Here is a 26668-nt window from a genome sequence, read left to right on the forward strand (position 1 = left end):
CTCCACATGACGGCGATCCCCCACGCCGCCTTGGCCCTCACCAGCGCCCTTGACCGCTTTGGGCACGCCAGTGCGCGTGTGCTCGAAGCGGTCACTGGCGCGGATGATGCGGATTTGGGCGCTGCGCTCGTCGAAATGTCGGCGGCAAAGACACAAGCGAAAGGTGGTGTCGCGCTCATCCGCTTTGCCGACGAAATGTATCAAGCCTTGCTTGAGATCGGGCTTGAGCCTTCAACCGCGATAAGTTGAGTTTGCAGCGACAAGAACCGCGCGCTGTAATGCGCTAAAAAGCGCCTTCGACGCAGCTTCGTATCGCGGCTTCATGGCCGCATCGACGCCGACGTCATTCCAGCTGCCCATCGCACCGAACACCCAGGCGCGCCCAGCGGCCTTTAATAGGCGCACCGCTTCCGGCTTCATCTGCGTGTAACGCAAAAATTCGAGCGGATACGGAAGGTCTTTTCCTTGCAGCGTTCCGCGCGCGGCGACAAACACATCCGCGAAAGGCGCGCCCGGAATGGCGCGCGCAACGCCTTCGATCACGTGCAACGCGTCGCGCAAGTCCAACGATGCAGCCGCGATCCCGGTATCGATCTTTTCGTCCAGCACCGCTTCGCCGACGAGGACGTAGGCGCTCAGCCAAATCTTCTTGTCGGCCGCCTTCTCGTCACCGATGCGATCAAAGCCTTCCCAGATTTCGGAATGGTCTGGGTAGACAGCTTCAATCAGCCAGCGCGGACCGCCGCCAACCATACCGACAAGCAGGCGCTCTTCGATATGACCGAGCTTTTGACTTTGCTGCATGGGCGAGTTGTGCAAACGCAGCCCGCTGCAACGCCGCGACTTCAGTTTGCCAAACCAATCGGCGGGATTATCGGAGACACGCCGCAAAGCGCCCCGATCGCGGGGCGTCATGAAATCCAAAGAGGCGGAATAGCGAAACAGCGGGTCTGCCGGAAAGAAGGTCGAGACGTCACGGCCGCCGATCGCGGCGTTGCCAACGGCGACCAAAGCCAACGCTCTGAGGATAGGAAGTTGCACGCATCAGTCCTTGAAATAGTCGCGCATCAATTCAGTAACCCATGCCGGCTGGCGAGTGGCGCCTATCGGCGCGAACTCATCCATCCACGGCTTCACATCTAGCACTGGGGTGCCGTCGATTGCATCGAGGCCGCGCACCGTCAGCACCCGTCCGTCAACGCTCACGATCGTTGCACGCGTAAGCCCAATCCGGTTCGGTCGCGCCTTCCCACGCTGACCGAAAATGCCGACTAGGGGCCAGTCCGGGCGCTCACGCGGATGCCGCGCGCCCTTCTCGACCTTCGCTGGATCGACCTGGTGCATCAGGAACAACACCTCGACGTGGCTGAAATCTGAGAGACCATAAAACGCGGCCTCATCGAAACGGTCGGCCAGCACGATTTGGGCGTCGACCGCGCCCCAGAAATCGTCGGTCAAATCTTTGCGCGGCGAGCGAACCGTTGCGATAGCAGACACTTCGGCTCTCATCGTCGGCTCCTCGTCCGCAGGGTCGCACTTCCCGGCGCTGCGGCAATCCCCTACATCCTGCGCGAAGCAGAGGGAAATTACGAATGGATTGGGACGTCAGTCATCTTCTTGCGGATCCGGCCGCCTGGGCCGCATTGATCACGCTGATCGTGATGGAAGTCGTTCTCGGTATCGACAACCTCATCTTCATCTCAATCCTGACCAACAAGCTGCCGGAAGCGCAGCGTGGCCGCGCCCGCCGTATCGGCATCGGCCTGGCGCTCGTCATGCGCCTCATTCTGCTCTCTACGATCGCGGTGATCGTAACTTTGGTTCAGCCCGTCCTCGATCTCGGCATCGTCGGCAGCATCGACGACCACGGCAACCCGGCTTTCGAGACGGCGTTCTCGTGGCGAGACATCATCCTCATCGCCGGCGGTCTCTTCCTTGTCTGGAAGGCGACCAAGGAAATTCACCACAGCGTCGATCCTGTCCCCACCGACGATGTGCTCGACAAGAAGCAGGTCGTCGTCGCCAATTTTGGCGCAACGATTTTTCAGATCATCTTGTTGGACATCGTGTTCTCGATCGACTCGATCCTCACGGCTGTCGGCATGACTGACCATGTGCCAATCATGGTCGCAGCCGTCATCGTAGCGGTTACGGTGATGATGCTCGCCGCCGATCCAGTGGCAAACTTCATCCACAAGAACCCGACGGTCGTGATGCTCGCGCTCGGTTTCCTGCTCATGATCGGTATGGTGCTGATCGCTGAAGGCTTCGGCGTTCACGTGCCGAAGGGCTATATCTACGCCGCGATGGCATTCTCTGCTTTGGTCGAAGGCCTAAACATGCTGTCGCGGAACGCGGCCAAGAAAAAGACGCCGAAAGCGGATACGCCCGCCGCACATTAGGAGACAGGCTCACATGAAGAAGGTCATTCTCGTAGTCGGCTTGGCTCTTGCCGCGTGCGCATCGCCGCCAAGTGCAGGAACAATCGCGCAACTTACCGCCGCCGACGCTTCAACCTCGCTCGCCGTCGGCGAGACGGTGACCGAGACGTTGCGCACACAAGACGCGGGCGAAGGCATGGACCCAATCGTCACGCTCGCGCTTCGTCACGCTGACGGACGAACGCTGACGTTCCAAGAAGCCAACCACACCAACAATGATCTTGCCGCACAGGCGGCGGGTGGTCCGCTCGCGCAGATCATGGGCCTGCAGGGACAAGAGTCGACGACGCTCTATTACCCCGTGGGCGGTGAACGTTCGAATGCGTCAGCCGTCTTTTTTTGCGGCCCGCAGGGCCCCGCCGCTATCGGCCGTTACGATGCACCCGATGGCACAACGCGCTTCGTAGGATTGCGCGAACCAATCCAGTTCGAAACGCGGCCGGATGGGCAAGTTGAAGCACTGCCCTATTCGCCGGACGCGGTGTGCGCACGGCTCCACTTCCGACGCGGCTAGAGGACCAATCGCGTGCGGGATCTGACGCAGGGATCGATCGCCGGACATTTGCTCAGCATGGCCGGATTCATCGGCATCAGCCTCATCTTCCAGACGATGTATTTCATCGTCGATCTCTATTTCGTCTCACGCCTGGGCAGCGCCGCCATCGCCGGCGTCTCGGCAGCGGGCAATGTCTTCTTCCTCGCGCTAGCGGCAAGCCAACTCATATCGATCGGCGTCATGGCGACAGTCGCGCAAGCCGTCGGAAGAAGGGACGAGGCCGAAGCCAACCTCTTTTCCGATCAAGCCATCTCGATGTCGCTCCTGTTCGGCGCAGTGATGCTTGTCGCGGGCTATGCATTCGGCGGCATTGGCGTCGATGCACTGACGGCGGACACAGCGAGCGCCGCCGCCGGCCGCGCCTATCTCTTCGCGTTCCTACCGCAACTGGCGCTGATGTTTCCGGTGGCGGCGATGACATCGGCGCTACGCGGCGCGGGTGTCACCATGGAAACGATGGTGCTTCAGACCGCAACGATCGTGCTGAACGCGATCTTGGCGCCAGTTCTGATCGCTGGATGGGGCACAGGCGTACCGCTTGGCGCGGCGGGCGCTGGCTGGGCAAGTTCGATCGCGGCATTGATCGGCACGATCGCACTCGCCTTCATGTTTGCGCGCGTGCAGAAATATCTCCGGCTTCACCTCAATTCCCTGAAGCCAAAATTCGATGCGTGGCGACGCATCATCTTCATCGGACTGCCAACCTCAATCGAATTCCTGATGATGTTCGTCATCTTCATCGCGATCTATTTCGTGATCCGCAATTTCGGCGCGGAGGCGCAGGCCGGATTCGGCATCGGCGGCCGGATCATGCAGTCAGTCTTCCTCCCGGCTATGGCAGTCGCATTCGCCGCCGCCCCAATCGCAGGGCAGAATTTCGGGGCCAAGCGCTATGACCGCGTTCGCGAGACGTTCAACACGACGGCGCTGATCAGCTGCGGCATCATGCTGACATTAAGTGCGCTTTGTCACATTAGCCCAGGCATTTTGGCGCGCCCGTTCACGGACGATCCACGCGTTTTGGCGATCAGCAACGATTATCTGCAGATCGTCTCATGGAATTTCGTCTTCAGTGGACTGGTCATGTCTGCGAGCAGCCTCTTCCAAGGCATGGGTGACACGCGCCCGTCTCTCTTCGCTAGCGCCACACGCATGATTACATTTGTGGTCCCGGCGCTTTGGATGTCGGCGCAACCTTGGTTCACGCTGTATCATGTGTGGCTGCTTTCAGTTGCATCAGTGGTCGCACAATGCGCGCTCGTGATCTGGCTGCTGTTCAGAACATTCAAACGCAAGCTCACTCCACTGACAGAGGCTCCGGCCCACTAGGCGCACCGCAAACTTCGGGCTAACCTTCTCTCAGGGGAGGTTCACATGAAATCGAAACTGTACGCTGGCGCACTTGCAGTCGCGCTCGGCCTTGCGACACCGGCGCACGCTCAATTCGTCTCGGTCGGAACGCCGGGCGCAACCTCCATCGTGCTCCCGGTTTCGGGCATCACCTATTTCAACCGCGCGGGCGCAACGCTTGCGGATCAACAAGCAGACCTCGAAGCTTGCCACAGCTCAGTCATCGCGATGCAGCAGCCTTATCAATCGAGCGGCGCTGGCGCTGCGTATGGATTGGTAGGCGCACTTACCGAAGCCGCGATCGCCAGCGGGCAGCAACAGATCGCGCAACGACGAGCCCTCCATCCGCACTACGAAAACTGCATGGTCATGCGCGGCTGGCGCGTTGTGCGCCTAAGCGAAACGCGCGGCGCTGAACTCGACACCCTGGATCAAGCATCACTCGCGACCCAGCTCGCGCCGCTCGTTGGCGCTGAGACGCCGGAAGGTGAAGTTGCACGCGTCTTCGGCAACGAAATCGCGCAGGCCTCGTCAGCTCTGTATGGGTACCCAACCAACACACAGGCGCGCTCACTCAGCATTCAAGCCCTGCCGCCGGAAAGCAGCGCCTACATCTCTCCTCCCGCAACAACGGAAGAACGCAACGCGCGCCGCCGCCGTCCTGGCAGCGGCCCGCAAACGCGAGAAGAATATGACGCGCGTCGCAACGCTATCGAAGCCGAACATAGCGGTGACCGGCGCGACGCAGCTGAGCGCCAAGCGATCCAGGAGCGCGCCACTGCCGAACTCGTCGGTCCTGGCGATGTCGCCAACGCCGTACGCCCCCGCGACGTCGCTCGCCTGCCTGAGAATTCAACACTTCTGATCGTGCGCGTGCACGGCCTGCTCTACGGCTCGGGCGTGATCTTGATGCGCCCAGGCGCGGAGGAGGACACGGTCGACTTCGTCAGCGCGATCGTGCCGACGGCGTTCATCTCCGGACCCAAAGAGCAGACAGTGATCGCGCGCGTGCCGCCGGGACGCTGGCGACTCAGTGGATTTGTCGGCGCCGCCGGATACGTGACGTCGCTGTGCATGGGGTCACCCACCTTCGACATCGCGGAAGGCGATGTCGTGTTTGCCGGCTCATTTGGTTTCGGCACGGCGACGCCGCGCATAGATCTTTCGCTCGATCCGGCCCGCACCGCACTGGCGACGGCGCCAAATCTTGCCGCCCGCGTGCACGCAGCCGAATATCGCAACGGCGACACGTTCGTCTGTGGCGCCGCCGCAAACTTCTACGGTTACGAGATCGCCGACGCTCCGTACCTCGACAGCTACCGTTTTGGCTCGCGTGTGAACTACACCCCGCCTGCTGCTCTGGCGCCAAGCGAAGCGCCAGCGCTGGCGAGGGAGGTCTCAACACCGGCGCCTGCGAATTGAGTTCACGAAGGCGGAGGCAAATTGATCGACGCCTGACCGAACGCATAACGCCAGCCCTCTGGCGTACGCACATAGGTGTCGCTGAACCACAGGCGGCGATCGAACGGACCTTGCGGCCCAGTGCCTTTGAGCCAGAGCAGAGCCGTTACGATCGCCGTATCATCTCCGTAAAGCCGCACCGTCTGCGTGCCCTCTTCTTCAACCTGATGCTCGTAGAAGAATTCTTCCTCACGCGCGGAACGAAGCAAATCCTCGCGCGTAAACACTTGGCCCCTACCGACAACCAGGATCATCTCTGGGTGCAGAATGCGCGCCATGGCTTCGGCATCATTGCGCTCAACTGCGGCCTGGTATTCGGTATCGAGCGCCGCGACCGCGGCCCGATCTTGCTCAGGGGTGGCGTGGGCTATTCCGGACATGAACAAGGCTCCAAGCGCAACGGCCATGCCGCGCGCCACAAAAATCATCGACATTTCGGGCGTCTCCAGGATTGGATCGACGCTTAGATCCTGCCCAATCGATGCCTATTTGGCTGGCCGTTTGCGGACTTCACTGGCGCCCGCGTGTGAGCCATGCTCTCGCACCAATCTCGGAGCATCATCATGGAGATCACCGATCCCCTCTGCCGCGCAGCGCGCTCCATGGTGCAATGGCCGCGGGCACAACTTGCGGCAACGTCGGAAATCGCAAAATCGGCGATCCGTGCGTTTGAGACCGGCGATGTCGATCCGGGCGACGAAGCAAAAGCCGCACTTCGGCAGGCGCTTGAGGGCGCCGGTGCGGTCTTCTTGGACGAAGATGATTTGGGTATCGGCGTTCGGCTTCGCTTTACACGTAAGGACGTCAAATAGCTCCTGCGCCTTGAGGGCGAAGGCGGTGTGACGGGCGATGACGACGTCTAACTATTCCAGGGCAAATCTCAGTTCGGCGACGTTATGGCAACGTTGAGCCGCAGCCGATCGCGCCGACGTGCAGATGTGGCGCAGAGTTAGAAGGCCTGTTTCGCGCTCGAGCGGTGTCACGACGTATTCCGAATAGCTCTCATAGTCCGCCTGGAACGACACTGCCGCACCCGCATCCCGCAACGCGTCCAGCAAGTCGAGACTAGTGAATTCATCATACTCAAACGACAGCGCCGTCACCGCCCGATCGTCGCCAAACACCGAAACGCCGATCTGGGCGCCCGAAGCGTCGACCCATCCGTTCCGCCAAACGACAGCCTCGGCAGGACGATCACGCGCGTCCGGTTCGAAGATATGCCAATGCACGAAGCGTGAGATCCGTGCGCTCATCGCATCCCATCGATATCCCCACTCGCGATAGCTGCTATCAGGTAGCGCCTGCACAATCACATTCGCCGTCGCGCGCACAATAGGGGCTTCGCTTCGGTCGACGCGACCGTCTTGCGCGTGCGCGCAAGCTGGCAGCATCAACGCTGCCAGCGCAACAAGGAAAGCGCGTATCAAAATTTCGAGTAACCGCCGTCGATGAGGATCGAGTCGCCGTTGTGGAAGCTTGAGGCATCGCTGGCGAGATAGACCGCGACGCCGCCGAATTCATCCGGCTTGCCCCAGCGCCTGTAGGGAACGCGGCCAATCACGTGCGTCGTGAAGCCATCATTCTCTTGTGCGGTGCCAGTCATATCCGTCGCGATCCAACCCGGCAGGATCGCATTGGCGCGCACGCCATATCGCGCGAACTCGACGGCAATGCCGTTGGTGACCGAGATGATAGCAGCCTTCGTTGCTGTATAGTCCTGATTGCGCGCTGCGCCAAAGAGCGCACCTAGGCTCGCCACGGCAGCGATGGAGCCACCTGGATCGCCCTTCTCTGCACGCGCCTTCATATGACGGCACGCTTCGCGCATCGTCCAAATCATGCCGTCAAGATTGATCGCCATGACGCGCCGATAGTCCTCACCACCAATGTCGAGGAAGGATTTCCAGCGATTGGAGACGCCGGCATTAGCGAAACAGGCATCGACGCGGCCGAACTGCGCCAGCATCGCGTCAAACCCGAGGACGACGTTTGCCTCGGTCGACACATCGACGATGCGCGCGTTCACCTTCGTGCCGTGCGCTTTGAGCTTCTCCAGCGCTCGCGCATTCTTTTCGGCGTTGGTGCCCCAAATCTCGACGCTCGCACCAGCTTGCGCCAACGCATCCGCCATCCCAAGGCCAATGCCGCCATTGCCGCCCGTAACGAGAGCCACGCGGCCGGTGAGATCAAATGGTTTGTAGGTCATGGCGCACTATTGCCGCGACAGCCTGATCCGGCAACACGCTTGGCGTCTCCCTTGCGTGCGTTCGCCTTCTCAGAGGAAGCTATACGGATCTACGTCGATCTGCACCCGCACCGCGCTGTGCAATTTCACGCGAGCCGACCACGCTGCGAGGAACGCGCTGACATCAACGCCGCGATTGGCGCGGACGAGGAAGCGGTGGCGATACATGCCGCGGATGACACTGAGCGGCGCTGGCGCTGGGCCCCAGAGATCCAGGCCTTCAACGTGCGGCGCCTTTTCGCCGAGCGTCTTCGCAGCTTCGGCTGCGAGCTTCTCGTCCGGCGCGGAGACGATCAATGCCGCGAGGCGGCCGTAAGGCGGCATGCCGGCGGCTTCGCGCTCGGCAACTTCAGCGGCGAAGAAGGCATCGCGGTCCTGCGCGGCGAGCGCCTGCATCACGGGCTCATGTGGCGCGTAGGTTTGAATGAGCGCCCTGCCCGGCTTTTCGTGACGACCTGCGCGGCCGGCGACTTGGCTGACGAGTTGGAACGTGCGCTCACCCGCACGAAGATCGCCGCCCTTGAGGCCGAGGTCGGCGTCAACGACACCGACGAAAGTGAGGTTCGGGAAGTTGTGACCCTTGGCTACAATCTGCGTCCCGATGAGAATGTCGATCTCATTGTTCTCCATACGCGCCACAAGATCGCGCACGGCGTCGCCATTGGGCGTTGTGTCAGACGAGAAGATTTCAATCCGCGCGTTTGGGAAGCTATCGCGTACTTCTTCTTCGATCCGCTCAACGCCTGGCCCGATCGACGTGAAGGCGTCGACGGCCTTGCACTCAGGGCATTCCTTCGGCTTCGGAATCGAAAAGCCCGTGAGGTGGCAGACGAGACGCCCCGAATACCGGTGCTCGACCAACCATGAATCGCTGTCGGGCGAGCGCATGCGGTGTCCGCACGCCCGGCACAAAGTCAGCGGCGCATAGCCACGGCGGTTCATGTAGAAAAGCGACTGCTCGCCGCGCAACAACGCCTGTGCGGCGCCGGTGATAAGCTTTGGCGAAAGCCAACGCCCTTTCTCCGGCGGATCAAGCTTCAAATCGACTAGCTCAACGTCCGGCAACTCAGCCGTGCCGTGTCGGGAAGGCAATTGCACGTGCGCGTAGCGACCTGCCTGGGCGTTCACCAAGGTTTCGAGCGAAGGCGTCGCGCTAGCGAGCACAACCATGCAATCACCAAGCTTGGCGCGCGCCACAGCCATGTCGCGCGCTTGATAGATGACGCCCTCTTCTTGCTTGTAGGAAGGATCGTGTTCTTCATCGATCACGATCAAACGCAAATTTGGATACGGCAGGAACAGCGCCGAACGCGCGCCAACGATGAGCCGTGCGCGGCCGGCGGCGATCTCGCGCCAAGCCCGGCGGCGGGCCTTCTGTTGGATTGCGGAATGCCATTCAACCGGCTTCACGCCAAAGCGCGCCTCAAACCGGCTCATCGCGGCCTGCGTCAGCGCTATTTCCGGCAGCAGCACCAGAACCTGTGCGTTCGGCGCGCTCTTCAGCGCCTCGGCAGCCGCCTCAAGATAGACTTCGGTTTTGCCCGAACCGGTGACGCCGTCGAGCAGCGCGACATGGAACTTATGTTCACGGACGGATACGCAAAGCTCCTCCGCCGCAGCGAGCTGAATGGCGGAAAGATTTTTGCCCGTACGCGCGAGATCGGGATTTGGGAACGGTGGATCTTCACTGATCTCCAGCTTCACCAGCGCGCCGCAATCGACGAGCCCTTTCACCACGGCCGAGGACGCCTCAGCGCGACGCGCAAGCTCAGCGGCGCTCACATGTTCTTTGGCGGCTTCTTCCATGACGCGGCGGCGCGCATCCGTCAGCTTCGGCGGCGGTTCGCCGCTTGGCGCGATCACCGTATGGGTCGGTGGCGGGAAGAGCGCCTCAGGCGAACGCACTACCATGCGAGAAAGATCGCCCGGCGGTCGCACGACATATTTCGCCGCCCACTCGACGAAGGCCCGACTGACTTCCGGCACAGGCGTGCCCGGCAAGACTTCCTCGATCGCCTTCAAATTGGCCGCGCCAGGGTGATTGCGTTCCACTCCCCAGACCACACCACGCACCAGGCGCGATCCGATCGGCGCGATCACGTGCTGGCCGGGCTGAACATTGAGCGAAGACGCCGCCCGATAATCGAAGGGTTCAGGCAGTGGCAGCGGAAACAGCACTGCAACTTTGTCGAGCGTATCCCCATCGTCGCCGGCGCCCTCCTCGGCCACCGAAAACAACGGGCCAAGCGGAGGTGTCGTGCGCGTGCGCTTCAGCGCATCCAAGGCGCGACGGCGGGCAATTGAACTCATCGCCCTGAATCTAGGGGCTCTAAGGATTCGGTGGAAGCGCCGGATGTTGCGGAGCTGTTACTGAACGGCTTTTTACTTTGCTTACTGACCGGTTCTTAGCCATGGGGCGCGATCCTTTGACCCCATGTTCGCCAAGCTTCTGTCTCGGCTCGTGCCGCTACCAGCCAGCGCGCACGACCATCTTTTCACAACGTTCGCTCCCGACGGCGCGCCGCCGCGGGTGTTGAACACGATTTACCACCAGTACCGCGCGGCGCTGCCGGATGAGCACGTGCCGCCGCAACACCTGCATTATCGTGCGCTTGTAGATCGCATTATCGGGGCCAATTGGCGGCGGCTGGATGGTATCGAACTCCGGCGCGTAAGCTCGGCATATATTTGCTGCTTCGAGCGCGCCGAGGCTTTCGAATTTCAACTCGCGCTCTGGCGTGTCGATCCTGAGTTTCGCCGCCTCCTAAGCGAGACGCGCGCGCAGTTGATCTCTGAGCTTATCCCCCTGGCGGCGGCGGAGAGCGCGCGGCGGGCACACTTCTCTCGTTGGAAAGAATGCCTCGCCGCGCCGCTCGACCTCGAAGCTTCGACCCTCCTCGGCCTCGTCCAGAAAATGAGCGTCGACGATTGGCACGAGATTGCGCTTCACTGGGACTGGAATTACGGAACGGCCGAACTCGAATGGATCACGGCTCAAAGAGCATGTGATCGCGCCACTGCGCTCTTCGTCTTGTGCGCTGGGGGTCCGGGTGAGGCAGCGACATTGCGCATACGCCGGGAAGAAGAGAATCGCGCCGGCTTCTTGCGCGACTTGGCCGCGCGCATAGAAGGCGGATTTTATCCAAACGCAGACCTTGGCCTTACTCTACCAACACGCCAGCGGCTCACGTTTGCAAATGAACTCGCGACGGCCCGCGCGACGGGCGTCAGCCCTTGGCAATTGCCGGATGAGCTCCTGCTCCACGAGGGCCGGCAGCATGCCCCCAAATATTCCGTAACCGCAGGTCAGGCGCACTATCACTACGAACACTGGCTCACGCATTTGGCGCCGCGGCGTAAATCTTAAACAGACCTCAATAGCCGCGAGCGCAGCATCGCGCCCATGACGGCTGCTTCCGCCTTGCTCGCACAATGGATCGCGCACTTGCGCGATGAGCGCCGCTTTTCTGAAAACTCGGTCGAAGCGTATCAACGCGACGTCTCCTCCTTCCTAGGATTCCTTGGCGGACACCTTGGCGGCGAGCCCAGCATCACAGACCTTGCCGAACTCGAACCGCGAGATCTGCGCGCCTATCTTGCCCATCGTCGCCAGGGCCTCGATGCCCTTTCCGATCGCTCGATTTCGCGGGCATTGGCGGCCATCCGCAGCTTCTATCGCTATTTGGAAAGGCGCCATGGCGTGAAAAATGCGCGCCTTTCGCTGGTGCGCGGTCCCAAGCTCAAACGTGCGTTGCCGCGGCCGGTTTCCGAAGGCGCGGCAGTCAGTCTCATCACTGAGGCGCATGAGACTGGCGCGGACGACTGGCAAAGTGCTCGCGACGCGGCCCTGCTTACGCTTCTCTATGCGGCTGGCCTTCGCATCAGCGAAGCCTTGAGCCTGACAGGCGCGGACCTTCCCCTTCCCGAGGTGCTCCGTGTGGCCGGTAAAGGTGGCAAGGAGCGCGTCGTGCCGCTGCTTGCGGCGGCGCGACAAGCCCTCGATCGCTACGTTGAGCTTTGCCCTTACAGCATTGACGAGGATGCGCCGCTCTTCCGCGCCAGCCGGGGCGGCGCCTTCTCTCCGCGCATGGCGCAAGCGCTGATGGAGCGTTTGCGCATACGTCTGGGCCTGCCGTCGAGCGCCACGCCACATGCTCTGCGCCACTCGTTCGCAACACATTTGCTTGCGAACGGCGCCGATCTGCGTGCGATCCAAGACCTGCTCGGACACGAATCGCTATCAACGACTCAGAGCTACACGAGCGTCGAAGCGCAAAAAATTTTGTTGGCGTACCGGCGCGCACATCCACGCGCATGATCGATTTTGTGCGCGCGAGCAACGCTCCGCGCCTTTGTTTTCAAGGCTCGTAGAGATTTCACGCAGTCATCGCGAAGAGAAAAAGCGCGCGCGCAGAAAAATGCGCATGAGGACTTGCGGAAACTACTTGCAAACCAAATTGCTGCAAAAAAATCTTCGGAGAGTCAAACAACTCCCGTCCAACCAGTCGCAAAGACAAACCAAACGAGGAAATGACAATGGCTAAGAAAGTTAAGAAGGCCGCCGCCAAGAAGCCGGCAAAGAAGGTCGCAAAGAAGTCGGTCCGTAAGGCCGCTGCTCGCAAGACGACGAAGAAGGCCGCCGCCAAGAAGCCGGCGAAGAAGGTCGCGAAGAAGACGGTCCGTAAGGCCGCCAAGCGCAAGACCGCGAAGAAGCCGGTCGTCGCCACCACGATGTAATGACCAGGCAAGGGGGACGCCGCACAGCGTCCCCCTTCGCCGTTCTAGAATTAACTGACAAAGGATCGCATGCGCTCTCCGGTCATTCGTTGCCCCCGCTCCCGCTACGAACACCGTCGACTCTCGCGCTACGCTTTCAAGCAACGATCCCTTCGCGCCTAAGCGCGAAACCTCCTCCCCTCTCGATGGCGTTGTCGCCAATCGCTTGACGCTGGCGCTTCGCTCATCTACTTTGAATTTCAAAGTGGAGACGGGAATGACACGCGAAGAAATGCTCGCGGATCTCGCGTACGCACGAACGCTTGCCGAGGAAGGCCGGCACGCGCCGCTGCTTGGCGGCGCTCATCTTACATTTTGGGGCGTCATGAACGCCGGAGCGTTTTCGGTGCAATGGTCGATCCTTGAAGGATGGCTGCCGTTGGCGGGAGGCGCTGCATTCGCTTTGCTGTGGCTGAGCTACGGAATCATCGGCGCGATTGGATCGATCTGGTTGCGCCAACGCACCCGCACCAAACCTGGTCAAACCGCTATTGGCGCGCGCGCGGAGAAGGCACTCTGGAGCGGCGCAGCTTTGGCGTTGCTTGCAATCGTATTTGGCTCATTGGCGCGCATGATATTCACCGGCGACACCACCGCGCCGAACGCAATCTTCGGCCCAGCGTTCGCGATCTATGGCGCGATGCTGATCGGCACCGCCTCGCTTTCCGAACAATCCTGGATGCGGGGCTTTGGCCTGGCTTCGGTCGCGGTCGGCGCCATCCTCTGTCTCTTCGCCAGCGAGAGCTGGGCCTATCTGCTTGCAGCTGGCGGCAGCCTCGCGGTTCTGGCCCTACCGGGCATCATCCTGCTGCGGCGCGAACCATCGGCGGTCGTGTGAGCAAATTCGACCACACAGAGATCGACGACGTGATCCACGGCCGCTTGCGGCTGGGGATCATGGCGTACTTGTCGACCGTGTCCCCTGCGCCGTTCGTTGAGCTGAAAGCCAAGGTGAACGCCACCGACGGCAACCTCTCGACGCATCTAAGCAAGCTCGAAGAAGCCGAGTACGTGCGCATCGAGAAGACATTCGCCGGCAAAAAGCCGCTGACGCTCGTGCACCTCACAAAGCAAGGCCGCGCAGCCTGGATCGCGTACTTGAATCGCATCCAGACGCTGCTGAACGCGGCAGAGTAAGAGGCTTAGACCGCCGCGCTGAGCGCCCAACGAGCGACGCCCGGGTACGGTGGCTCCCGCGTATCAGTGAAGCCCTGTTTCGCCAACGTGTTGGCCGCGTTGAGATCCTCGGCGTCGAGATGCGCGATGACGCGCTTGGCGCCGTTCTCGAAGCCCCAGGACGCCAGTGCGCGGATAGTTTCCCCGCCATAGCCGCGCCCCCGAAATTCCGGCAGCAAACCGAAAGCAAGCTCAACATCGCCATCTTCGTCGGGCCGGCCGATGAGGGCGGCGATGCCGACCAGACGCGGCGGCGCGCGCTCACCTTCATTCGCCAGAAGCGCCCAGCCGTACCAGCCTTGTCCGTCAGGATCGTGGGCTAGGTTCTTTTCCGCCCACGCGAAGGCCCCGCTCTCGAAGGGCGCGGGCGGCCATACGGGCTCATGGGTGACGGCGATGGCGTTGAAGAAGGCGGTGCGGCTGGATGCCTGCAACGCCGCCAAGTCACGATCAAGCGCAAGGAGCGCGATGCGCTCCGCAGTCAGTATCAACAAGACCCGTCTCCCCTCGCTTGCGATCGGACGAGGAGAACTCACAGACGGCCGGTTGCAAAGTTAGCGATATGCAATTTTCACAGGCGTTGTCTGAGACTACCGCACCCTAGACCTCGCGCGGCGGCCGGCTTTCGTGCAGCGCCAGCATGAAGCCACCGGAGATTATGGCTGGGATGATCGCGGCCAGCGGCCAGCCGGCAACGGCAAGTCCTGTCGCGCCAATCCAGCCCATGGCCACGAACGACCGGCCCAGATTGAGCATCAGGCTCCCGCGCGTGCGGCGGCGAAACTCTTTCCGGCTGCCCGGCGTCTGATGCCACGTGGCGATGAGGCAAGTTGAGAGGATCGCGGCCGCACCGCCTATCAGCATCCACATACCCGCCATTGGCGTCACCAGGATGGCCGCACCAATGACCGGCGGCAGCAATAGCATCACGGATGGAACCGCCGCAGCCATCGATTTTGCGACATCGACCTGATCGCGCGACACCGGGGCGCTCGCGATGAGGTCCGGCGCGTCCTCCGCCGATACGGTTAGCCACGCAAGGCTTGCCGCAAACGACGTCACCAACAAGACAAACGCGGAAGCGAAGCCGGCGGCTGAGATGCGCGTGAGATCGCCCTCTCCTACGCGCGCCCCGAACACTGCAAAGAGCGGTGCGAAATAGAGCAACGGCAGCAGGATTTGCGACAGGAGCAGAGGATCACGCCGCAGCAATCGCCATTCCTTGGCGATAAGCGTCGCGTTGACGCCGCTGCGCATCCCGCGCGCAGCACGCACATTTCGTTTGCGGCGGCTTCCCAGCCCCGAGATCGCGGCTGCATCACGAGCAAATCGCGACGCATACCACCAAACCGCCAGCATGAACGAACCCAGCGCAACCAGCCCCCAGATCCAGATATCGAAGCCAAGGCCGAAAGCAGCTCGCGCGGGCAATGAGACGATGCTCGCAGGATCACCCACCACCGGAACGATGGCGTCGAAGACGTCGCGCATCGCCTGCGCACGCGATTCATCTTCGGTGAAGCGAGGTATTTGCGAGGCAATGAAGAACGCCGCGCCGATGAGGCTGCCCAGGATTTGGGCGACGATGCGCGTGTTCTTTGGCCCGATCAGCGCGAACATCAACCGCGCCAAGACGAGCGCGACGGCGGTCGAGAACAATGTCAGCAGCAACAAACTCGGGGCGAACGCCATCCATCTCCAGCCGCCGAAGCTTGGCAGCCAAACGAAAACAGCGGCAGTGAGAATGAGATAGAAGAGGCCGACATTGATCGCGATCGCGCTCATTCGCACGATCAAGACCCGCCACAACGGCACCGGCGAAGACAGCAAGAGATCCAAGTCGCCGCGCTGGTATAGTGACTCCGTAATCAGCATCAGCGCTTGCGAGATCATCAGCGAGCACAAAATGGCGAAAACGCCTCCGGTGATGCCAAGCATCAGCACGCTGGGCTTAGACTCGACTTCGGACAGGAACCGCGCCGCCCAATAGCCGCCGAAACCCAGCACCGCGATCATAATCGAGTAAAAGATGATGCGGCGGACGTGACGGCCTTTGCCCGAGGCGCGGAACGCACGCCACGTCAGCAACATTTCGTGGCGCAGCAGAAAAAGCACGCCGCCTGGGCCGAACATCAGGCGGCCCCCGAAACGAGTTGGAGGTAAACGTCCTCCAGCGTTGCGCTGGCGCCGCCTGCCCTGCCGCGCAGCTCTGCCAGCGTGCCTTCGGCCAGGAGCTTTCCGCCCTGGATGATGCCGATCCGGTCAGCCACGCGCTCGGCAACATCGAGAATGTGCGTCGTCAAGATAACCGAGCCGCCGCTCCTGGCGCGCTCTTGCAACAAGTCCTTCACTTGCCGAGCGACAGCGGCATCAAGACCCGTCAGCGGCTCGTCGAGCATGAGCAATTTCGGATCGTGGATCAGCGCGCCGGCGAGTGCCGTTTTTTGCTTCATGCCTCGCGAGAAACCCTCGGTGCGTTCGTCGCGATTGTCCCAAAGCCCCAGGAACTTCAGCAATTCCTCGGCACGCGGCGCGGCCGTCTTTGCATCAACGCCCCACAGGCCGGCAATGAATTCGAGATATTCCCACGCCGTGAGCTTGTCGTAGAGCGCCGGTTCGTCGGGCAGCCAAGCCAACATGCGCTTGGCGGCGATCGGGTCCGCGATCGCGTCGGCGCCGAAAACGTGGATCGTTCCCGAATCCGGCTTCAACAGGCCGGTGACCATCCGCAGCGTCGTGGTCTTGCCGGCTCCGTTCGGCCCAAGCAGCGCATAAAGCTCACCAGCGCGGATATCTAGATCGAGCGCATCGACGGCGGTTTTCTCGCCGAACTTCTTGGTGAGCGCGCGAACGGAGAGTGCGTTGGTCAAGACTGCATAACCCAGCCGTCGACGCCCTTCGCGGCTTCGCGGATGGCCTCGGCCATAGTCGGGTGTGCGTGGCAGGTGCGCGCGATGTCTTCTGCGCTGGCGCCGAATTCCATCGCCACGCAAATCTCGCCGATCATCTCGCCCACACCAACGCCAACCATGTGAACGCCGATGACTTTCTTCGTGGCGACTTCTTCGAGCACTTTCACCAAGCCATCTGTTTCGTGATTGGTGCGCGCGCGTGAATTTGCCATGAACTGAAACTTGCCGACCTTGTATTCGATGCCGGCAGCTTTCAATTCTTCTTCCGTCTTCCCGACAGTCGCAACTTCCGGATACGTGTAGATCACGTTTGGTATCACGTCATAGTTCACGTGGCCCCACTGACCCGCGATCATCTGCGCGATTGCGATGCCCTCTTCCTCAGCCTTGTGCGCAAGCATTGCACCGGTGGTGGCGTCACCCAGAACATAAACACCCTCGCCGGCCTTCAAGTGACCATCGTGCGGGATAAAACCGCGCGCGTCGGTTTTGATGCCGATGCTATCGAGGCCAAGGCCTTTGGTGAATGGCCGGCGGCCGATCGCGACGAGCACGACATCTGCATCAAGTGTGCGCGCCTGGCCGCCCTTAGCCGGCTCGATTGTCACCTGCAGGCCAGCACCGCTTTCTTGAACGCCGGTCACCTTGTGGCCGAGTTCAAACTTCACGCCTTGCTTCTTCAAGATCTTCTGGAACGCAGTCGCGATCTCGGTGTCGACCGTCGGTGTGATCTTATCGAGAAACTCCACCACGGTGACTTCCGCGCCAAGACGACGCCAGACACTACCAAGCTCCAGGCCGATAACGCCTGCACCAACTACGATGAGCTTGCCCGGCACTTGCTTCAGCGACAGCGCGCCGGTCGAGCTGACGACGCGCTCCTCGTCGATATTGATCCCTGGAAGCGGCGTCGGCTCACTGCCGGTGGCGATGACGATATTCCGCGTTTCAAGCGTCTGCTTCGCGCCATCGGAGCCGGCGACCTCGACACGGCCCTTGCCAGTGATCGTGCCGAAGCCCTTGAGGTAGTCGACCTTGTTCTTCCGCATCAGGAATTCGACCCCCTTGGTGAGGCCGTCCACCGCGTCTTCTTTTTGCTTCATCATCTGCGGCAGATCGAGTTCGACGCCGCTTAGCTTCACGCCCATCGACGGAAATGTCTTTGTCGCAGCTTCAAAATACTCGCTAGCGTGCAGGAGCGCTTTCGACGGAATGCAACCAACATTGAGACACGTTCCGCCGAGCTTTCCGCGGCTTTCGATGATCGCCGTTTTCAGTCCGAGCTGGCCGGCGCGGATCGCGCAATTGTAGCCGCCTGGGCCGCCCCCGATAATGACGAGATCGTACGACATGAATGCTCCGGTGATGTGAGGTCGCGCGCTTCGGCGCGGGCGTGATTTGTCCGGAACATAAGGCCGCGCGGCTAGCGATCAATCCGCGATTTAGTCGCCCAGCCCTGCGCGCCTGCGGGCCAAGATGGTCCAACCGATCAGAAGCGCCGCCAACGCCACTGTGAGCCAGCCGAAGACGTCGCCGAAGCGCGCATAGATGGTCGCGCCAGGGCCTCGCGTTGGCATAGCGACGTTGTATGCAGTTTGTGGCCCGCTTGGCGCCTGCTGCAGGACGCGGCCGTAGGCGTCGCTGACAGTCAGCATGCCATTGCGTGCGCTGCGCGCGATGGCGTAGCCGCTCTCAACGCCCCGCAAGATAGCCATCCGGCTATGCAGCCAAGCGTCATCCACGAAATCCCACGCGGGCACGAGCATTACGTCGACACCCGCATACTCGCGGCCAAGGTCCGCAAAATCCATGTCCTTGCAAATCGCAACGCCGTAGCGGACGCCCTCATACTCAAAAATAAGATGAGCCGCGCCTAGCGCAAAATGCGACTCGAGCTCCGGGATCATGTGGCGCTTATCGTAACTGGCCCAACCGGCCGCAGTAAAAACGAAGGCGCGATTGAACCTGGCGTTCTCAGGCTCGTCATCGGCGCCAGCGACGATCATCACATCTCGACGTCGCGCGATTTCTGCGAGCTGTTCAATCGCCGCCGCGCGGTCTCCAGGTTCCAAATGCGCGATCTTCTCGGGCAGAATAATGATGCGCCGACCCTCGTCAGCAGCGCGTTCGATTTGCGGCGTATAGGCGTTCCAGACATAGCGCCAATCGTCCGGGACGCCTTCGAACTGATCGCCGGCAATCAAAGTTGCGTTGATCGTTCGCGCGGGTCCGCTTGGCGTCGACGGCTCAACCATCGGAACGCGGAAGACCCCATAGCTCAGAACACCAGCGATAATAAAAGTTGGCGCGAGTGCGGACACCCAAGCGCGTTTGGCAAAGAGAAACGCTACCATCGAAGCAAACAGAGCGACCACAAACGTGATCGCAGGCGCACCACCCAGAGATGCAATCTGAATGAACGGGATGAAGTCCATCTGGCTGTAGGCAAGCGCGCCAGCACTGCCGTGCGGAGAGGTGGCGGCCGTCACCGTGTCGATACCAGCCAGCAAGGCTGGGAAGACGAACACGGCCGCCCACGTTGGCGCGGCGCGCGCTGCGGCGCGGACCGCAGACGCGATCGCGCCCCAAGCCAATGCCTTGCTGAGCGTGATGATGAGCACCGGCACGAGGCCCGCAATGCCCATGAAGTATAACGCGATCAGCGCCATCGAGACGACGCCCGCGAGCGCGCCATAAGCGAATGCGCCGAGGCGCGATGCGCCAATCGCCGCAATAAGCAACGGAATCGGCGCCAGCCACGCCAACGGCCAAAAGGGATTTAAGCTATAAGCCTGCGCCAGAAGCGCGCCGGAAATCAGCGCGGCGAAGATGCGACCAAGCAGCAGCACCTTCGTCTCCTGAATTAAGCGCCTTGCTTGTCCCAGTAGGAGCGATCAGCCGCGTCCACGATGAACACCAGCAAGCCGATGATCAGAATGACGCCGAGAATGCCAACTTGCGCTTCCGTGCCGCCGGAATTGGCCGCGAGTTCCGCGGGCGCAGTGTAGGCGTTCACATTAATACTCTGCACGTTGGCGACCAGACCGCCGCCCTCGTTCTGTTGCGCTATGGCCCAACGCGCACCGAAGAGCGCAAAGCCGATAAGCCAGGTCCAAAAAGCCTGCGTGCGCCGGATGAGACGCACAGCAGCGATAAGGAAAAACATACCCGCGCCGGCCCAGAGACCGACTTCGATCCAGCTCAATTGATCGATGGTGGCTTGCTGCTCGGCCGTCACCGGCAACGCGATTGGCAATTGCGCGAGGTGCACCGTACCGGCGAATGCCGCGCCAAAGCTTGCGAGCACCAAAAGCAGCAGCACCAAAATGGCCGGCCAGCGCAGAATGAATGTCATTGGGCGTCCCCTCCCGCTCCGCTCCCCCGAGCGAGGCCGCCAATCTATCGGGCTCGTTGCGGCTCGCCAATGGGCGACGAGAAAACGCTTGGATTCATTACTCTTCTGCCTGGGGAAGAGGCGCGCTAGCTTGCCCGAGCGGAGGGAATGCGATGACATGGTTTGGCACGGTAAGCGCCTGGGCGGCAGTTCTGGTTGGGTTGGCGTTTGGCGCGCTCACCGCGATGTCGTTCGATTGGCAATCGCCGGCCGTGGCTCTCATCAACGGCATTAGCGCCATTTTGCTGCTGCTCGCGGCGTTTCGAACGCTGCGCAAAATGTCGGGGGGCCTGCGGCTCCTATGCGGCGCGTGGGGGCTGATCGCTGGTCTTTCGATTGAGAGACTGTTTGCCTTCAGCGAGCTCAACGTATGGGCAGTGATCGTGCTGACGTTGGCATCCATCTCGGCTTTGGGGCTAGCGCTGACCGTGCTGCACAAAGAGTCCAAATAGTTTTCCACAACGGTCCGCGCGCGAAACACGCAACAATCTCTCGGTAACCTCCGCTCTACTTGCAAGCGGGCGATCAGGAGATTTCCTTATGCAAGTGCAAAAAATCCGCGCCGCGGCCGATGCAAATGGCCTGGTCCCCGCAGCGACGTTCTTCGCGCAACTCGCGGCCAAGCTCGAGGAGAACAACTTGAAGGAAGCGACGCGGCAAGCCGAGTGGGACGCCGAAGATCGCGCCCTTGAAGCGACGTATCACCGGCGCTCTGCTGCACGCAACTATCATGCGCCAGCGGAGCACCACGCCGTGATGTGATTTTGAATGCCTTGCCCTGGCGTTCCCGCGGCGCGCGATCTCCCGATCGCCGCCGCTTGCGCACATGGTCTAGACGTTGCGATACCATTCAGGCGGCAACGGCGCGCCGACTATTCCTGGCGTATGATGAGAGTTGACAGGTTTGCCGCGCAGCCATTGCGACAAAACCCACTTCTCGCCTCGCGTCGTCGGCAAGCCGGCGTGCATGCTCATTGGGTCAGGCGCGCCGTCCTGATCAACATTTATGAACATCAGCGCATCGCCTTTGCGCGCCTTGAATTTGAAACCGACTTCGGAAAATTCCGTCTCGCCGCCGTCGTAGTCGTCGCTGAGATAGAGAAGAAATGTCGCCACGCGTTGGCCACGCGCTTCGATTTCTTCATGCATCCCCGCCTGCAAGAAATCGGTGTGGCGCCCAAACGTCTCGCGGGGCTTGTAGTGCAGCAACATCCCAACTTCAAAATGGTGCACTGGAATGCCAGACGCGCGCGCGGTGCGGTCACGTATGAGGCTCAAGACAAGGTCTGAGACCTCGAACTCAAATGACGCCTCCGAATTGCTGCGTCCTTCGTGCTGGCTAAGCTCAGTGGCCGAATTCTGATATACCTGCGCAGGCCGGAGCCGATCACGGCACTTCTCGATCAGCCAATCGCATTCTGTTGGCGTCGCAAAGTTTTCAAAGACACGCACACGCGGCTTTTCAAGCACGACGCGCCGTTGCGGCGCACGGCGCAACGCATCGGGGTTCACCGCCGCACGAAGCCTTTTCCAATTACCGGTCGTGCGCGACAGAACCTGCAACTCTCGCACCGCGTCAGGCCAGCCAACAGACGCAGCGGCCGCAAGATTGTTCAGCGCCGCATTGAGATCACGCGGGGTGAAAACGCCCAGCGCTTGCGCGTGGGCGAGATTGGTCAGCGCCTGCGGATTGCCCTTCTTCGCCGCCTCGACGAGGCCCGCTATCCGAGGGTCCATCGCTCAATCCTCTCAGAGATCGAGGAGCATGCGCTCCGGATCTTCGAGACCTTCCTTCACGCGCACGAGGAACGTAACCGCTTCCTTGCCGTCAACGATGCGGTGATCGTAGCTCATGGCGAGATACATCATCGGGCGCACGACAACTTGCTTGTCGACGACGACGGGACGCTCCTGGATCTTATGCATCCCAAGAATGCCCGATTGCGGCGCATTCAGGATCGGAGTCGACATCAGCGAGCCGTAGACGCCGCCATTGCTGATCGTGAAGGTCGCGCCCTGCAGCTCTTCGATTTTCAACTGGCCGTCGCGCGCCTTCACGCCGAGCTCGGTGATTTCCTTTTCGATCTCCGCCATCGACTTGTGATCAGCGTCGCGCACCACTGGGACGACAAGCCCACGATCGGTGCCGACGGCGATGCCGATGTCGTAGAAGTTCTTGTAGATGATGTCGTCGCCATCGATCTCGGCGTTGACGTTTGGAATTTCCTTCAGTGCGGCGATACACGCCTTCACGAAGAACGACATGAAACCGAGCTTCACGCCGTGACGGCGCTCGAAACTGTCCTTGTATTTGTTGCGCGCCGCCATGATCGCCGACATGTCGGCTTCATTAAATGTCGTCAGCATCGCAGCTGTGTTCTGCGCCTCCTTGAGGCGGCGCGCGATGGTGCGGCGCAGGCGCGTCATCGGCACACGCTCTTCGCGATCGCCCACGACGCGCGCCGCAAGCGGGGGATGCGCGGCCGGCGCTTGTTGAGCGCCGCGATTTTCAATGATGGCGAGCGCGTCAGCTTTCGTCACGCGACCGTCCTTGCCGGAACCCGAAACGCCAGAAACGTCGACATTGTTCTCAGCAGCAATGCGTTGAACCGACGGCGGCGCTTGCTTGGCGCCATTTACGGCGGCTGCGGCCGGCGGCGGCGTCGCTGGCTTCGGAGCTTCCGCTTTTGGCGCGGACGGCGCCGGTTGCGCCCCTGCTCCACCGAGACGGCCAAGGATGGCGCCGATGCCAACCGTCGCACCTTCGATGGCGACGATCTCGCTCAGCACGCCAGCTTCCGGCGCGGAGACCTCGACCGAAACCTTATCGGTTTCGAGTTCGACGAGAGTCTCGTCCTTCTTCACGGCGTCGCCGGCCTTCTTCATCCACTTAGCGACGGTGGCTTCGCTTACGCTTTCGCCCAAGGTCGGTACAACAATATCGGTCATCTCAATTCACTCATCGTGACTGGGCAAAACGGGTGATTCGGTGTGAGTCCAGAACACGCCGTCATTGCCATTGTTTTTCTGAACAACCCGTGTGCGCTTCGGATGAAGGCCGCGGATCAGGCGCGCATTGACGGCGATCCGCTCCGCATCCTCCGTTCCGACTTCCGTGCTGTGGGTCGCGCATCCGCAGGTGCGGCAAGTATGAAACTCCAACATGCGGTCACCCCACATGTAGATGGAGGTATCGGGCTTGCTTGCGAACTTAACGTCGCGCTGCGCGTAATACGCCCATAGGCCGCCATAGAGGCGGCAGCGCGAACAATTGCAGTCCATAACCCATTCGGGTTCCTCGACCTCGAAGCGGACCGCACCGCAATGGCAGGAGGCCTGGAGTATGCTCATCCCAGCGCCTGCTCCAAGAACGCCTCAAGCTCTTTGAGGTGCTTTGACATTTGGCCGGCCGCCGTAGAGGCGCTGGCTGGACGGCCGGCATAGCGCGGACGCTTGGCCTTGATATTGAGCTTCTCAAGCGTGAGTTCGATCCACGGCTCAGCAAAGCTCCAGCCACCCATGTTCTTGGGCTCTTCCTGGCACCAAACGAGCTCGGCGTTTGAGAAGCGTTGCAGCTCATGCATCACCGACTTCATCGGCCACGGGTAGAATTGCTCGAGACGCAGCAGATAGACATCGTTGAGACCGCGTTTCTCGCGCTCATCGAGCAGATCGTAATAGACTTTGCCCGAGCACATCACGACGCGGCGGATCTCGCTGTCGCCCTTAAGCTGGACGCTTGTATTGCCATTGTTGAGCTGAGCATCGTCCCACAAAACGCGGTGGAACGAAGTGCCTTCGGCCATGTCGGCCAACGGCGACACGCACTTCTTGTGACGCAGCAGCGACTTTGGCGTGAACACGATGAGCGGTTTGCGGAAATCACGATGCAGTTGGCGGCGCAGCGCGTGGAAATAGTTCGCCGGCGTCGTGCAATTGACGACCTGCATGTTGTCTTCCGCGCATTGCTGCAAGAAGCGCTCCATGCGCGCAGATGAGTGCTCCGGCCCCTGCCCTTCGTAGCCGTGCGGCAGCAGCATCACGAGGCCCGACATGCGCAACCATTTGCGCTCACCGGATGAGATGAACTGATCGATCAGAACCTGCGCGCCGTTCACGAAGTCACCGAACTGGGCTTCCCACAGGGTCAGCGTTTTCGGGTCAGCGAGCGTGTAACCATATTCAAAGCCAAGCACCGCTTCTTCGGAAAGCAGCGAGTCGATGACTTCGTAGTGCGCCTGGCTGCCGTGCATATGATTGAGCGGCGTGTAGCGCGCCTCCGTCTGCTGATCGACAAAGTGCGAGTGGCGCTGGCTGAAAGTTCCGCGACACGAATCTTGGCCGCTGAGGCGAACATTGAAGCCTTCGTCGAGCAAGGTCGCAAACGCGAGGTGCTCGCCAAGCGCCCAGTCGACGCCTTGACCGTCTTCCACTGCTTTGCGTCGCGCCTCGACGACGCGCTGCACCGTCTTGTGCATGTCAAAATCGCGCGGGATTTCGGTGATGCGACGGCCAAGATCCTTGAGCTTGTTCAGCGGAACATCTGTCTGGCCACGACGATCATCATCGACCGGCAATGAGAAGCCGGCCCAAACACCATCCAGCCAATCGGCCTTGTTAACGCGATAAGCCTTGCCGGCGTCGAACTCGCGATCGAGGAAGGCGTTGAAGTCGTTCTGCCACTCATCGACGTCGGCTTGGGTGACCACACCCTCCTTGATCAGGCGGTCGGTGTAGATTTGCAGCGTTGTCTGCTGGTCCTTCACGCGCCGGTACATGATCGGCTGCGTCATCGTCGGGTCGTCACCTTCATTGTGACCGAAGCGGCGATAACAGAACATGTCGATGACGACGTCCTTGCCGAACAACTGGCGATATTCGGTCGCGACCTTCGCGGCGAACACGACGGCTTCCGGATCATCGCCGTTCACGTGCATGATCGGCGCTTGCACCATCAACGCGACGTCAGACGGATATGGCGACGAGCGCGAATAGTGCGGCGCTGTCGTGAAGCCGATCTGATTGTTGATGATGAAGTGCATCGTGCCGCCGGTTTTGTAACCGCGCAGGCCTGAGAGCGCGAAGCATTCGGCGACAACACCCTGCCCCGCGAAAGCGGCGTCGCCGTGAATAAGCAGTGGCATAACGCGCGCACGCAGATCGTGCAGCGCTTCGCCTTCCTCGGTCCACGTTGCGCGCTTCGCCTGCTTGGCGCGCGCTTTGCCGAGGACAACCGGATTGACGATTTCAAGGTGGGACGGGTTTGCGGTTAGCGAGAGGTGGACGTTGTTGCCGTCGAACGCCCGATCGCTTGAGGCGCCCAAGTGATACTTCACGTCGCCGGAGCCGAGCACGTCATCCGGCGTCGCCGAGCCGCCCTGGAACTCATGGAAGATCGCTTGATACGGCTTGCCCATCACGGCGGCCAACACGTTCAAGCGGCCACGGTGAGCCATCCCGAGAATGATCTCTTGCACCCCAAGCGCGCCGCCGCGCTTGATGATCTGCTCAAGCGCCGGAAGCATCGCTTCACCGCCATCGAGACCAAAGCGCTTGGTGCCGGGATGGCGCTTGTGAACGAACTTTTCAAAGCTCTCGCCCTCGAGCAATTTCTTCAGGATCGAGCGTTTGCCTTCCGGCGTGAACGCGATCTCTTTGTCCGGCCCTTCGATGCGCTCCTGAATCCAGGACTTCTCGCCTGGATCGGTGATGTGCATGAACTCGATACCGAACGTGCCGCAGTACGTACGCTGCAGGATTGCGAGCATCTCGTTGACAGTGGCCATCTGCATGCCCAGCACGCCGTCGATGAAGATCGGACGATCAAGATCGCCGGGGCCAAAACCGTGGCTGGATGGATCAAGGTCAGGCGCTGGTGGACGAACTTCGATGCCGAGCGGATCAAGATGCGCCGCCAAATGTCCGCGCGTGCGATAGGCGCGGATCATCATCAATGCACGGACGCTATCGCGCGCTGCGGACTGGACATCTTGCGTGGAGGCGCCGGGCAAGCGCGCGGCGACCTTCTGCTCAAGCTTGCTTGCGAGAGCCGCCCAATTGCCATCGAGCAACGCAGTGGTTTCTGTCGTCTGGGGCTGCGCGATTTCCGGTCGATACCACGACGGACCGCGAACTGCGGCGCGCGAGGCCTCGGGATCATCGCGAAGCTGGTCGAAGACCGCACGCCAGGAGGCGTCTACCGAGTTTGGGTCATTGGCGTATTTGGCCGCCATCTCTTCCACGAACGTCGCATTGGCGCCGTAGAGGAAGCTCGTTTCGAGCATAGCTGCATTTGGCAAGCTGCGGGCGTCATCCGCCATGGAACGCTGACCTTCTCGGAAACCGGGGCAACCCGTG

29 protein-coding genes are annotated in these 26668 nt (G+C 61.2%); 13 read left to right on the forward strand and 16 right to left on the reverse strand.

Annotation, left to right across the window (positions count from 1 at the left end):
- Nucleotides 1–6: 6 nt before the first annotated feature.
- Nucleotides 7–249 carry a hypothetical protein gene (locus ATE48_RS09845; protein WP_066770791.1) on the forward strand — a complete coding sequence of 81 codons (243 nt, stop codon included), beginning with the start codon at nucleotides 7–9 and terminating at the stop codon, nucleotides 247–249.
- Here ATE48_RS09845 and ATE48_RS09850 read toward each other — a convergent pair.
- A complete protein-coding gene (locus ATE48_RS09850) occupies nucleotides 232–1041 on the reverse strand; it encodes a hypothetical protein (protein ID WP_156767715.1) in 810 nt (269 codons plus the stop codon). The genes ATE48_RS09845 and ATE48_RS09850 overlap by 18 nt on opposite strands.
- 3 nt (nucleotides 1042–1044) lie before the next feature.
- Nucleotides 1045–1509, reverse strand: coding sequence for an SAM-dependent methyltransferase (locus tag ATE48_RS09855; protein ID WP_066770802.1), 465 nt, complete (start codon nucleotides 1507–1509; stop codon nucleotides 1045–1047).
- An 83-nt stretch (nucleotides 1510–1592) separates the two neighbouring features.
- Between ATE48_RS09855 and ATE48_RS09860 the strand changes: the two genes are divergently transcribed.
- The 4 genes from ATE48_RS09860 to ATE48_RS09875 are packed head-to-tail and all read left to right on the forward strand — an operon-like array spanning nucleotide 1593 to nucleotide 5769.
- On the forward strand, nucleotides 1593–2402 hold the full coding sequence (locus ATE48_RS09860; protein WP_066770805.1) for a TerC family protein: 810 nt from the start codon (nucleotides 1593–1595) through the stop codon (nucleotides 2400–2402).
- Nucleotides 2403–2415: 13 nt separating this feature from the next.
- Complete coding sequence (locus tag ATE48_RS09865; RefSeq protein ID WP_066770807.1) at nucleotides 2416–2955, forward strand: hypothetical protein; 540 nt, start codon at nucleotides 2416–2418, stop codon at nucleotides 2953–2955.
- Between the two features lie 12 nt (nucleotides 2956–2967).
- Complete coding sequence (locus ATE48_RS09870) at nucleotides 2968–4326, forward strand: MATE family efflux transporter (protein WP_066770809.1); 1359 nt, start codon at nucleotides 2968–2970, stop codon at nucleotides 4324–4326.
- Nucleotides 4327–4371: 45 nt separating this feature from the next.
- Nucleotides 4372–5769 (forward strand): hypothetical protein, encoded by a 1398-nt coding sequence (locus ATE48_RS09875; RefSeq protein ID WP_066770810.1) that lies wholly within the window; start codon nucleotides 4372–4374, stop codon nucleotides 5767–5769.
- A 2-nt stretch (nucleotides 5770–5771) separates the two neighbouring features.
- On the opposite strand, the gene ATE48_RS09880 is transcribed toward ATE48_RS09875, so the two are convergent.
- On the reverse strand, nucleotides 5772–6242 hold the full coding sequence (locus ATE48_RS09880; RefSeq protein WP_066770813.1) for a nuclear transport factor 2 family protein: 471 nt from the start codon (nucleotides 6240–6242) through the stop codon (nucleotides 5772–5774).
- 129 nt (nucleotides 6243–6371) lie between these two features.
- On the opposite strand from ATE48_RS09880, the gene ATE48_RS09885 reads away from it, so the two are divergent.
- A complete protein-coding gene (locus ATE48_RS09885) occupies nucleotides 6372–6620 on the forward strand; it encodes a helix-turn-helix domain-containing protein (RefSeq protein WP_066774821.1) in 249 nt (82 codons plus the stop codon).
- Between the two features lie 51 nt (nucleotides 6621–6671).
- Here ATE48_RS09885 and ATE48_RS09890 read toward each other — a convergent pair whose 3' ends face one another.
- From ATE48_RS09890 to ATE48_RS09900, 3 genes are all read right to left on the reverse strand, one after another.
- Entirely contained in the window at nucleotides 6672–7061 is a 390-nt protein-coding gene (locus ATE48_RS09890) for a hypothetical protein (RefSeq protein WP_156767716.1), read from the reverse strand.
- Between the two features lie 170 nt (nucleotides 7062–7231).
- Entirely contained in the window at nucleotides 7232–8014 is a 783-nt protein-coding gene (locus ATE48_RS09895) for an SDR family NAD(P)-dependent oxidoreductase (RefSeq protein ID WP_066770820.1), read from the reverse strand.
- Between the two features lie 69 nt (nucleotides 8015–8083).
- Nucleotides 8084–10363, reverse strand: a complete 2280-nt coding sequence (locus ATE48_RS09900) for a primosomal protein N' (protein WP_083197274.1) — start codon at nucleotides 10361–10363, stop codon at nucleotides 8084–8086.
- A gap of 124 nt (nucleotides 10364–10487) precedes the next feature.
- On the opposite strand from ATE48_RS09900, the gene ATE48_RS09905 reads away from it, so the two are divergent.
- The 5 genes from ATE48_RS09905 to ATE48_RS09925 all read left to right on the forward strand — a co-directional run bounded on the left by ATE48_RS09905 (nucleotide 10488) and on the right by ATE48_RS09925 (nucleotide 13966).
- Nucleotides 10488–11420, forward strand: coding sequence for a hypothetical protein (locus ATE48_RS09905; RefSeq protein WP_066770822.1), 933 nt, complete (start codon nucleotides 10488–10490; stop codon nucleotides 11418–11420).
- Between the two features lie 36 nt (nucleotides 11421–11456).
- Complete coding sequence (locus tag ATE48_RS09910; protein ID WP_066770824.1) at nucleotides 11457–12371, forward strand: tyrosine recombinase XerC; 915 nt, start codon at nucleotides 11457–11459, stop codon at nucleotides 12369–12371.
- Nucleotides 12372–12589: 218 nt separating this feature from the next.
- Nucleotides 12590–12790 (forward strand): hypothetical protein, encoded by a 201-nt coding sequence (locus tag ATE48_RS19420; RefSeq protein WP_228126571.1) that lies wholly within the window; start codon nucleotides 12590–12592, stop codon nucleotides 12788–12790.
- Nucleotides 12791–13046: 256 nt separating this feature from the next.
- Nucleotides 13047–13667 carry a hypothetical protein gene (locus tag ATE48_RS09920; RefSeq protein WP_066770828.1) on the forward strand — a complete coding sequence of 207 codons (621 nt, stop codon included), beginning with the start codon at nucleotides 13047–13049 and terminating at the stop codon, nucleotides 13665–13667.
- On the forward strand, nucleotides 13664–13966 hold the full coding sequence (locus ATE48_RS09925; RefSeq protein WP_066770831.1) for a winged helix-turn-helix domain-containing protein: 303 nt from the start codon (nucleotides 13664–13666) through the stop codon (nucleotides 13964–13966). The genes ATE48_RS09920 and ATE48_RS09925 overlap by 4 nt, the downstream gene beginning before the upstream one ends.
- A 5-nt stretch (nucleotides 13967–13971) precedes the next feature.
- On the opposite strand, the gene ATE48_RS09930 is transcribed toward ATE48_RS09925, so the two are convergent.
- The 6 genes from ATE48_RS09930 to ATE48_RS09955 all read right to left on the reverse strand — a co-directional run bounded on the left by ATE48_RS09930 (nucleotide 13972) and on the right by ATE48_RS09955 (nucleotide 20272).
- Entirely contained in the window at nucleotides 13972–14499 is a 528-nt protein-coding gene (locus ATE48_RS09930; RefSeq protein WP_066770839.1) for a GNAT family N-acetyltransferase, read from the reverse strand.
- 106 nt (nucleotides 14500–14605) lie between these two features.
- Nucleotides 14606–16138 carry a hypothetical protein gene (locus tag ATE48_RS09935; RefSeq protein WP_066770842.1) on the reverse strand — a complete coding sequence of 511 codons (1533 nt, stop codon included), beginning with the start codon at nucleotides 16136–16138 and terminating at the stop codon, nucleotides 14606–14608.
- Nucleotides 16138–16875 (reverse strand): ABC transporter ATP-binding protein, encoded by a 738-nt coding sequence (locus ATE48_RS09940; protein ID WP_228126572.1) that lies wholly within the window; start codon nucleotides 16873–16875, stop codon nucleotides 16138–16140. The genes ATE48_RS09935 and ATE48_RS09940 overlap by 1 nt, the downstream gene beginning before the upstream one ends.
- Nucleotides 16872–18269: a dihydrolipoyl dehydrogenase gene (gene lpdA, locus ATE48_RS09945; RefSeq protein ID WP_066770845.1), complete on the reverse strand. Its 1398-nt coding sequence runs from the start codon at nucleotides 18267–18269 to the stop codon at nucleotides 16872–16874. The genes ATE48_RS09940 and lpdA overlap by 4 nt, the downstream gene beginning before the upstream one ends.
- A 90-nt stretch (nucleotides 18270–18359) precedes the next feature.
- Nucleotides 18360–19766: a nitrilase-related carbon-nitrogen hydrolase gene (locus tag ATE48_RS09950; protein WP_066770848.1), complete on the reverse strand. Its 1407-nt coding sequence runs from the start codon at nucleotides 19764–19766 to the stop codon at nucleotides 18360–18362.
- A gap of 14 nt (nucleotides 19767–19780) precedes the next feature.
- Entirely contained in the window at nucleotides 19781–20272 is a 492-nt protein-coding gene (locus ATE48_RS09955; protein WP_066770852.1) for a hypothetical protein, read from the reverse strand.
- Nucleotides 20273–20424: 152 nt separating this feature from the next.
- On the opposite strand from ATE48_RS09955, the gene ATE48_RS09960 reads away from it, so the two are divergent.
- On the forward strand, nucleotides 20425–20763 hold the full coding sequence (locus ATE48_RS09960) for a hypothetical protein (protein WP_066770855.1): 339 nt from the start codon (nucleotides 20425–20427) through the stop codon (nucleotides 20761–20763).
- Nucleotides 20764–20851: 88 nt separating this feature from the next.
- Complete coding sequence (locus tag ATE48_RS09965) at nucleotides 20852–21073, forward strand: hypothetical protein (RefSeq protein ID WP_066770862.1); 222 nt, start codon at nucleotides 20852–20854, stop codon at nucleotides 21071–21073.
- A gap of 69 nt (nucleotides 21074–21142) precedes the next feature.
- Here the strand turns inward: ATE48_RS09965 and ATE48_RS09970 are convergent, their stop codons facing one another.
- Genes ATE48_RS09970 through ATE48_RS09985 form a run of 4 tightly spaced genes read right to left on the reverse strand, consistent with a single transcriptional unit; the run spans nucleotide 21143 to nucleotide 26631 of the window.
- A complete protein-coding gene (locus ATE48_RS09970; RefSeq protein WP_066770863.1) occupies nucleotides 21143–22048 on the reverse strand; it encodes a 2OG-Fe(II) oxygenase in 906 nt (301 codons plus the stop codon).
- Nucleotides 22049–22060: 12 nt separating this feature from the next.
- On the reverse strand, nucleotides 22061–23260 hold the full coding sequence (gene odhB / locus ATE48_RS09975; RefSeq protein ID WP_066770864.1) for a 2-oxoglutarate dehydrogenase complex dihydrolipoyllysine-residue succinyltransferase: 1200 nt from the start codon (nucleotides 23258–23260) through the stop codon (nucleotides 22061–22063).
- A gap of 6 nt (nucleotides 23261–23266) precedes the next feature.
- Nucleotides 23267–23662: a GFA family protein gene (locus tag ATE48_RS09980; RefSeq protein WP_066770866.1), complete on the reverse strand. Its 396-nt coding sequence runs from the start codon at nucleotides 23660–23662 to the stop codon at nucleotides 23267–23269.
- Entirely contained in the window at nucleotides 23659–26631 is a 2973-nt protein-coding gene (locus ATE48_RS09985; protein WP_066770869.1) for a 2-oxoglutarate dehydrogenase E1 component, read from the reverse strand. Before ATE48_RS09985 ends, ATE48_RS09980 begins: the two co-directional genes overlap by 4 nt.
- Nucleotides 26632–26668 lie beyond the last annotated feature (37 nt).

This window comes from Candidatus Viadribacter manganicus (assembly GCF_001679665.1).
Lineage (GTDB): Bacteria > Pseudomonadota > Alphaproteobacteria > Caulobacterales > Aquidulcibacteraceae > Vitreimonas > Vitreimonas manganica.

Bases quoted from the DNA above. Each gene is read 5' to 3' on its own strand.
- ATE48_RS09845 (WP_066770791.1), top strand. From the start codon at position 7: ATGACGGCGATCCCCCACGCCGCCTTGGCCCTCACCAGCGCCCTTGAC.
- ATE48_RS09855 (WP_066770802.1), bottom strand. From the start codon at position 1,509: ATGAGAGCCGAAGTGTCTGCTATCGCAACGGTTCGCTCGCCGCGCAAA.
- ATE48_RS09860 (WP_066770805.1), top strand. From the start codon at position 1,593: ATGGATTGGGACGTCAGTCATCTTCTTGCGGATCCGGCCGCCTGGGCC.
- ATE48_RS09865 (WP_066770807.1), top strand. From the start codon at position 2,416: ATGAAGAAGGTCATTCTCGTAGTCGGCTTGGCTCTTGCCGCGTGCGCA.
- ATE48_RS09875 (WP_066770810.1), top strand. From the start codon at position 4,372: ATGAAATCGAAACTGTACGCTGGCGCACTTGCAGTCGCGCTCGGCCTT.
- ATE48_RS09880 (WP_066770813.1), bottom strand. From the start codon at position 6,242: ATGTCGATGATTTTTGTGGCGCGCGGCATGGCCGTTGCGCTTGGAGCC.
- ATE48_RS09885 (WP_066774821.1), top strand. From the start codon at position 6,372: ATGGAGATCACCGATCCCCTCTGCCGCGCAGCGCGCTCCATGGTGCAA.
- ATE48_RS09890 (WP_156767716.1), bottom strand. From the start codon at position 7,061: ATGAGCGCACGGATCTCACGCTTCGTGCATTGGCATATCTTCGAACCG.
- ATE48_RS09895 (WP_066770820.1), bottom strand. From the start codon at position 8,014: ATGACCTACAAACCATTTGATCTCACCGGCCGCGTGGCTCTCGTTACG.
- ATE48_RS09900 (WP_083197274.1), bottom strand. From the start codon at position 10,363: ATGAGTTCAATTGCCCGCCGTCGCGCCTTGGATGCGCTGAAGCGCACG.
- ATE48_RS09905 (WP_066770822.1), top strand. From the start codon at position 10,488: ATGTTCGCCAAGCTTCTGTCTCGGCTCGTGCCGCTACCAGCCAGCGCG.
- ATE48_RS09910 (WP_066770824.1), top strand. From the start codon at position 11,457: ATGACGGCTGCTTCCGCCTTGCTCGCACAATGGATCGCGCACTTGCGC.
- ATE48_RS19420 (WP_228126571.1), top strand. From the start codon at position 12,590: ATGGCTAAGAAAGTTAAGAAGGCCGCCGCCAAGAAGCCGGCAAAGAAG.
- ATE48_RS09920 (WP_066770828.1), top strand. From the start codon at position 13,047: ATGACACGCGAAGAAATGCTCGCGGATCTCGCGTACGCACGAACGCTT.
- ATE48_RS09935 (WP_066770842.1), bottom strand. From the start codon at position 16,138: ATGTTCGGCCCAGGCGGCGTGCTTTTTCTGCTGCGCCACGAAATGTTG.
- lpdA (WP_066770845.1), bottom strand. From the start codon at position 18,269: ATGTCGTACGATCTCGTCATTATCGGGGGCGGCCCAGGCGGCTACAAT.
- ATE48_RS09955 (WP_066770852.1), bottom strand. From the start codon at position 20,272: ATGACATTCATTCTGCGCTGGCCGGCCATTTTGGTGCTGCTGCTTTTG.
- ATE48_RS09960 (WP_066770855.1), top strand. From the start codon at position 20,425: ATGACATGGTTTGGCACGGTAAGCGCCTGGGCGGCAGTTCTGGTTGGG.
- ATE48_RS09965 (WP_066770862.1), top strand. From the start codon at position 20,852: ATGCAAGTGCAAAAAATCCGCGCCGCGGCCGATGCAAATGGCCTGGTC.
- ATE48_RS09970 (WP_066770863.1), bottom strand. From the start codon at position 22,048: ATGGACCCTCGGATAGCGGGCCTCGTCGAGGCGGCGAAGAAGGGCAAT.
- odhB (WP_066770864.1), bottom strand. From the start codon at position 23,260: ATGACCGATATTGTTGTACCGACCTTGGGCGAAAGCGTAAGCGAAGCC.
- ATE48_RS09980 (WP_066770866.1), bottom strand. From the start codon at position 23,662: ATGAGCATACTCCAGGCCTCCTGCCATTGCGGTGCGGTCCGCTTCGAG.
- ATE48_RS09985 (WP_066770869.1), bottom strand. From the start codon at position 26,631: ATGGCGGATGACGCCCGCAGCTTGCCAAATGCAGCTATGCTCGAAACG.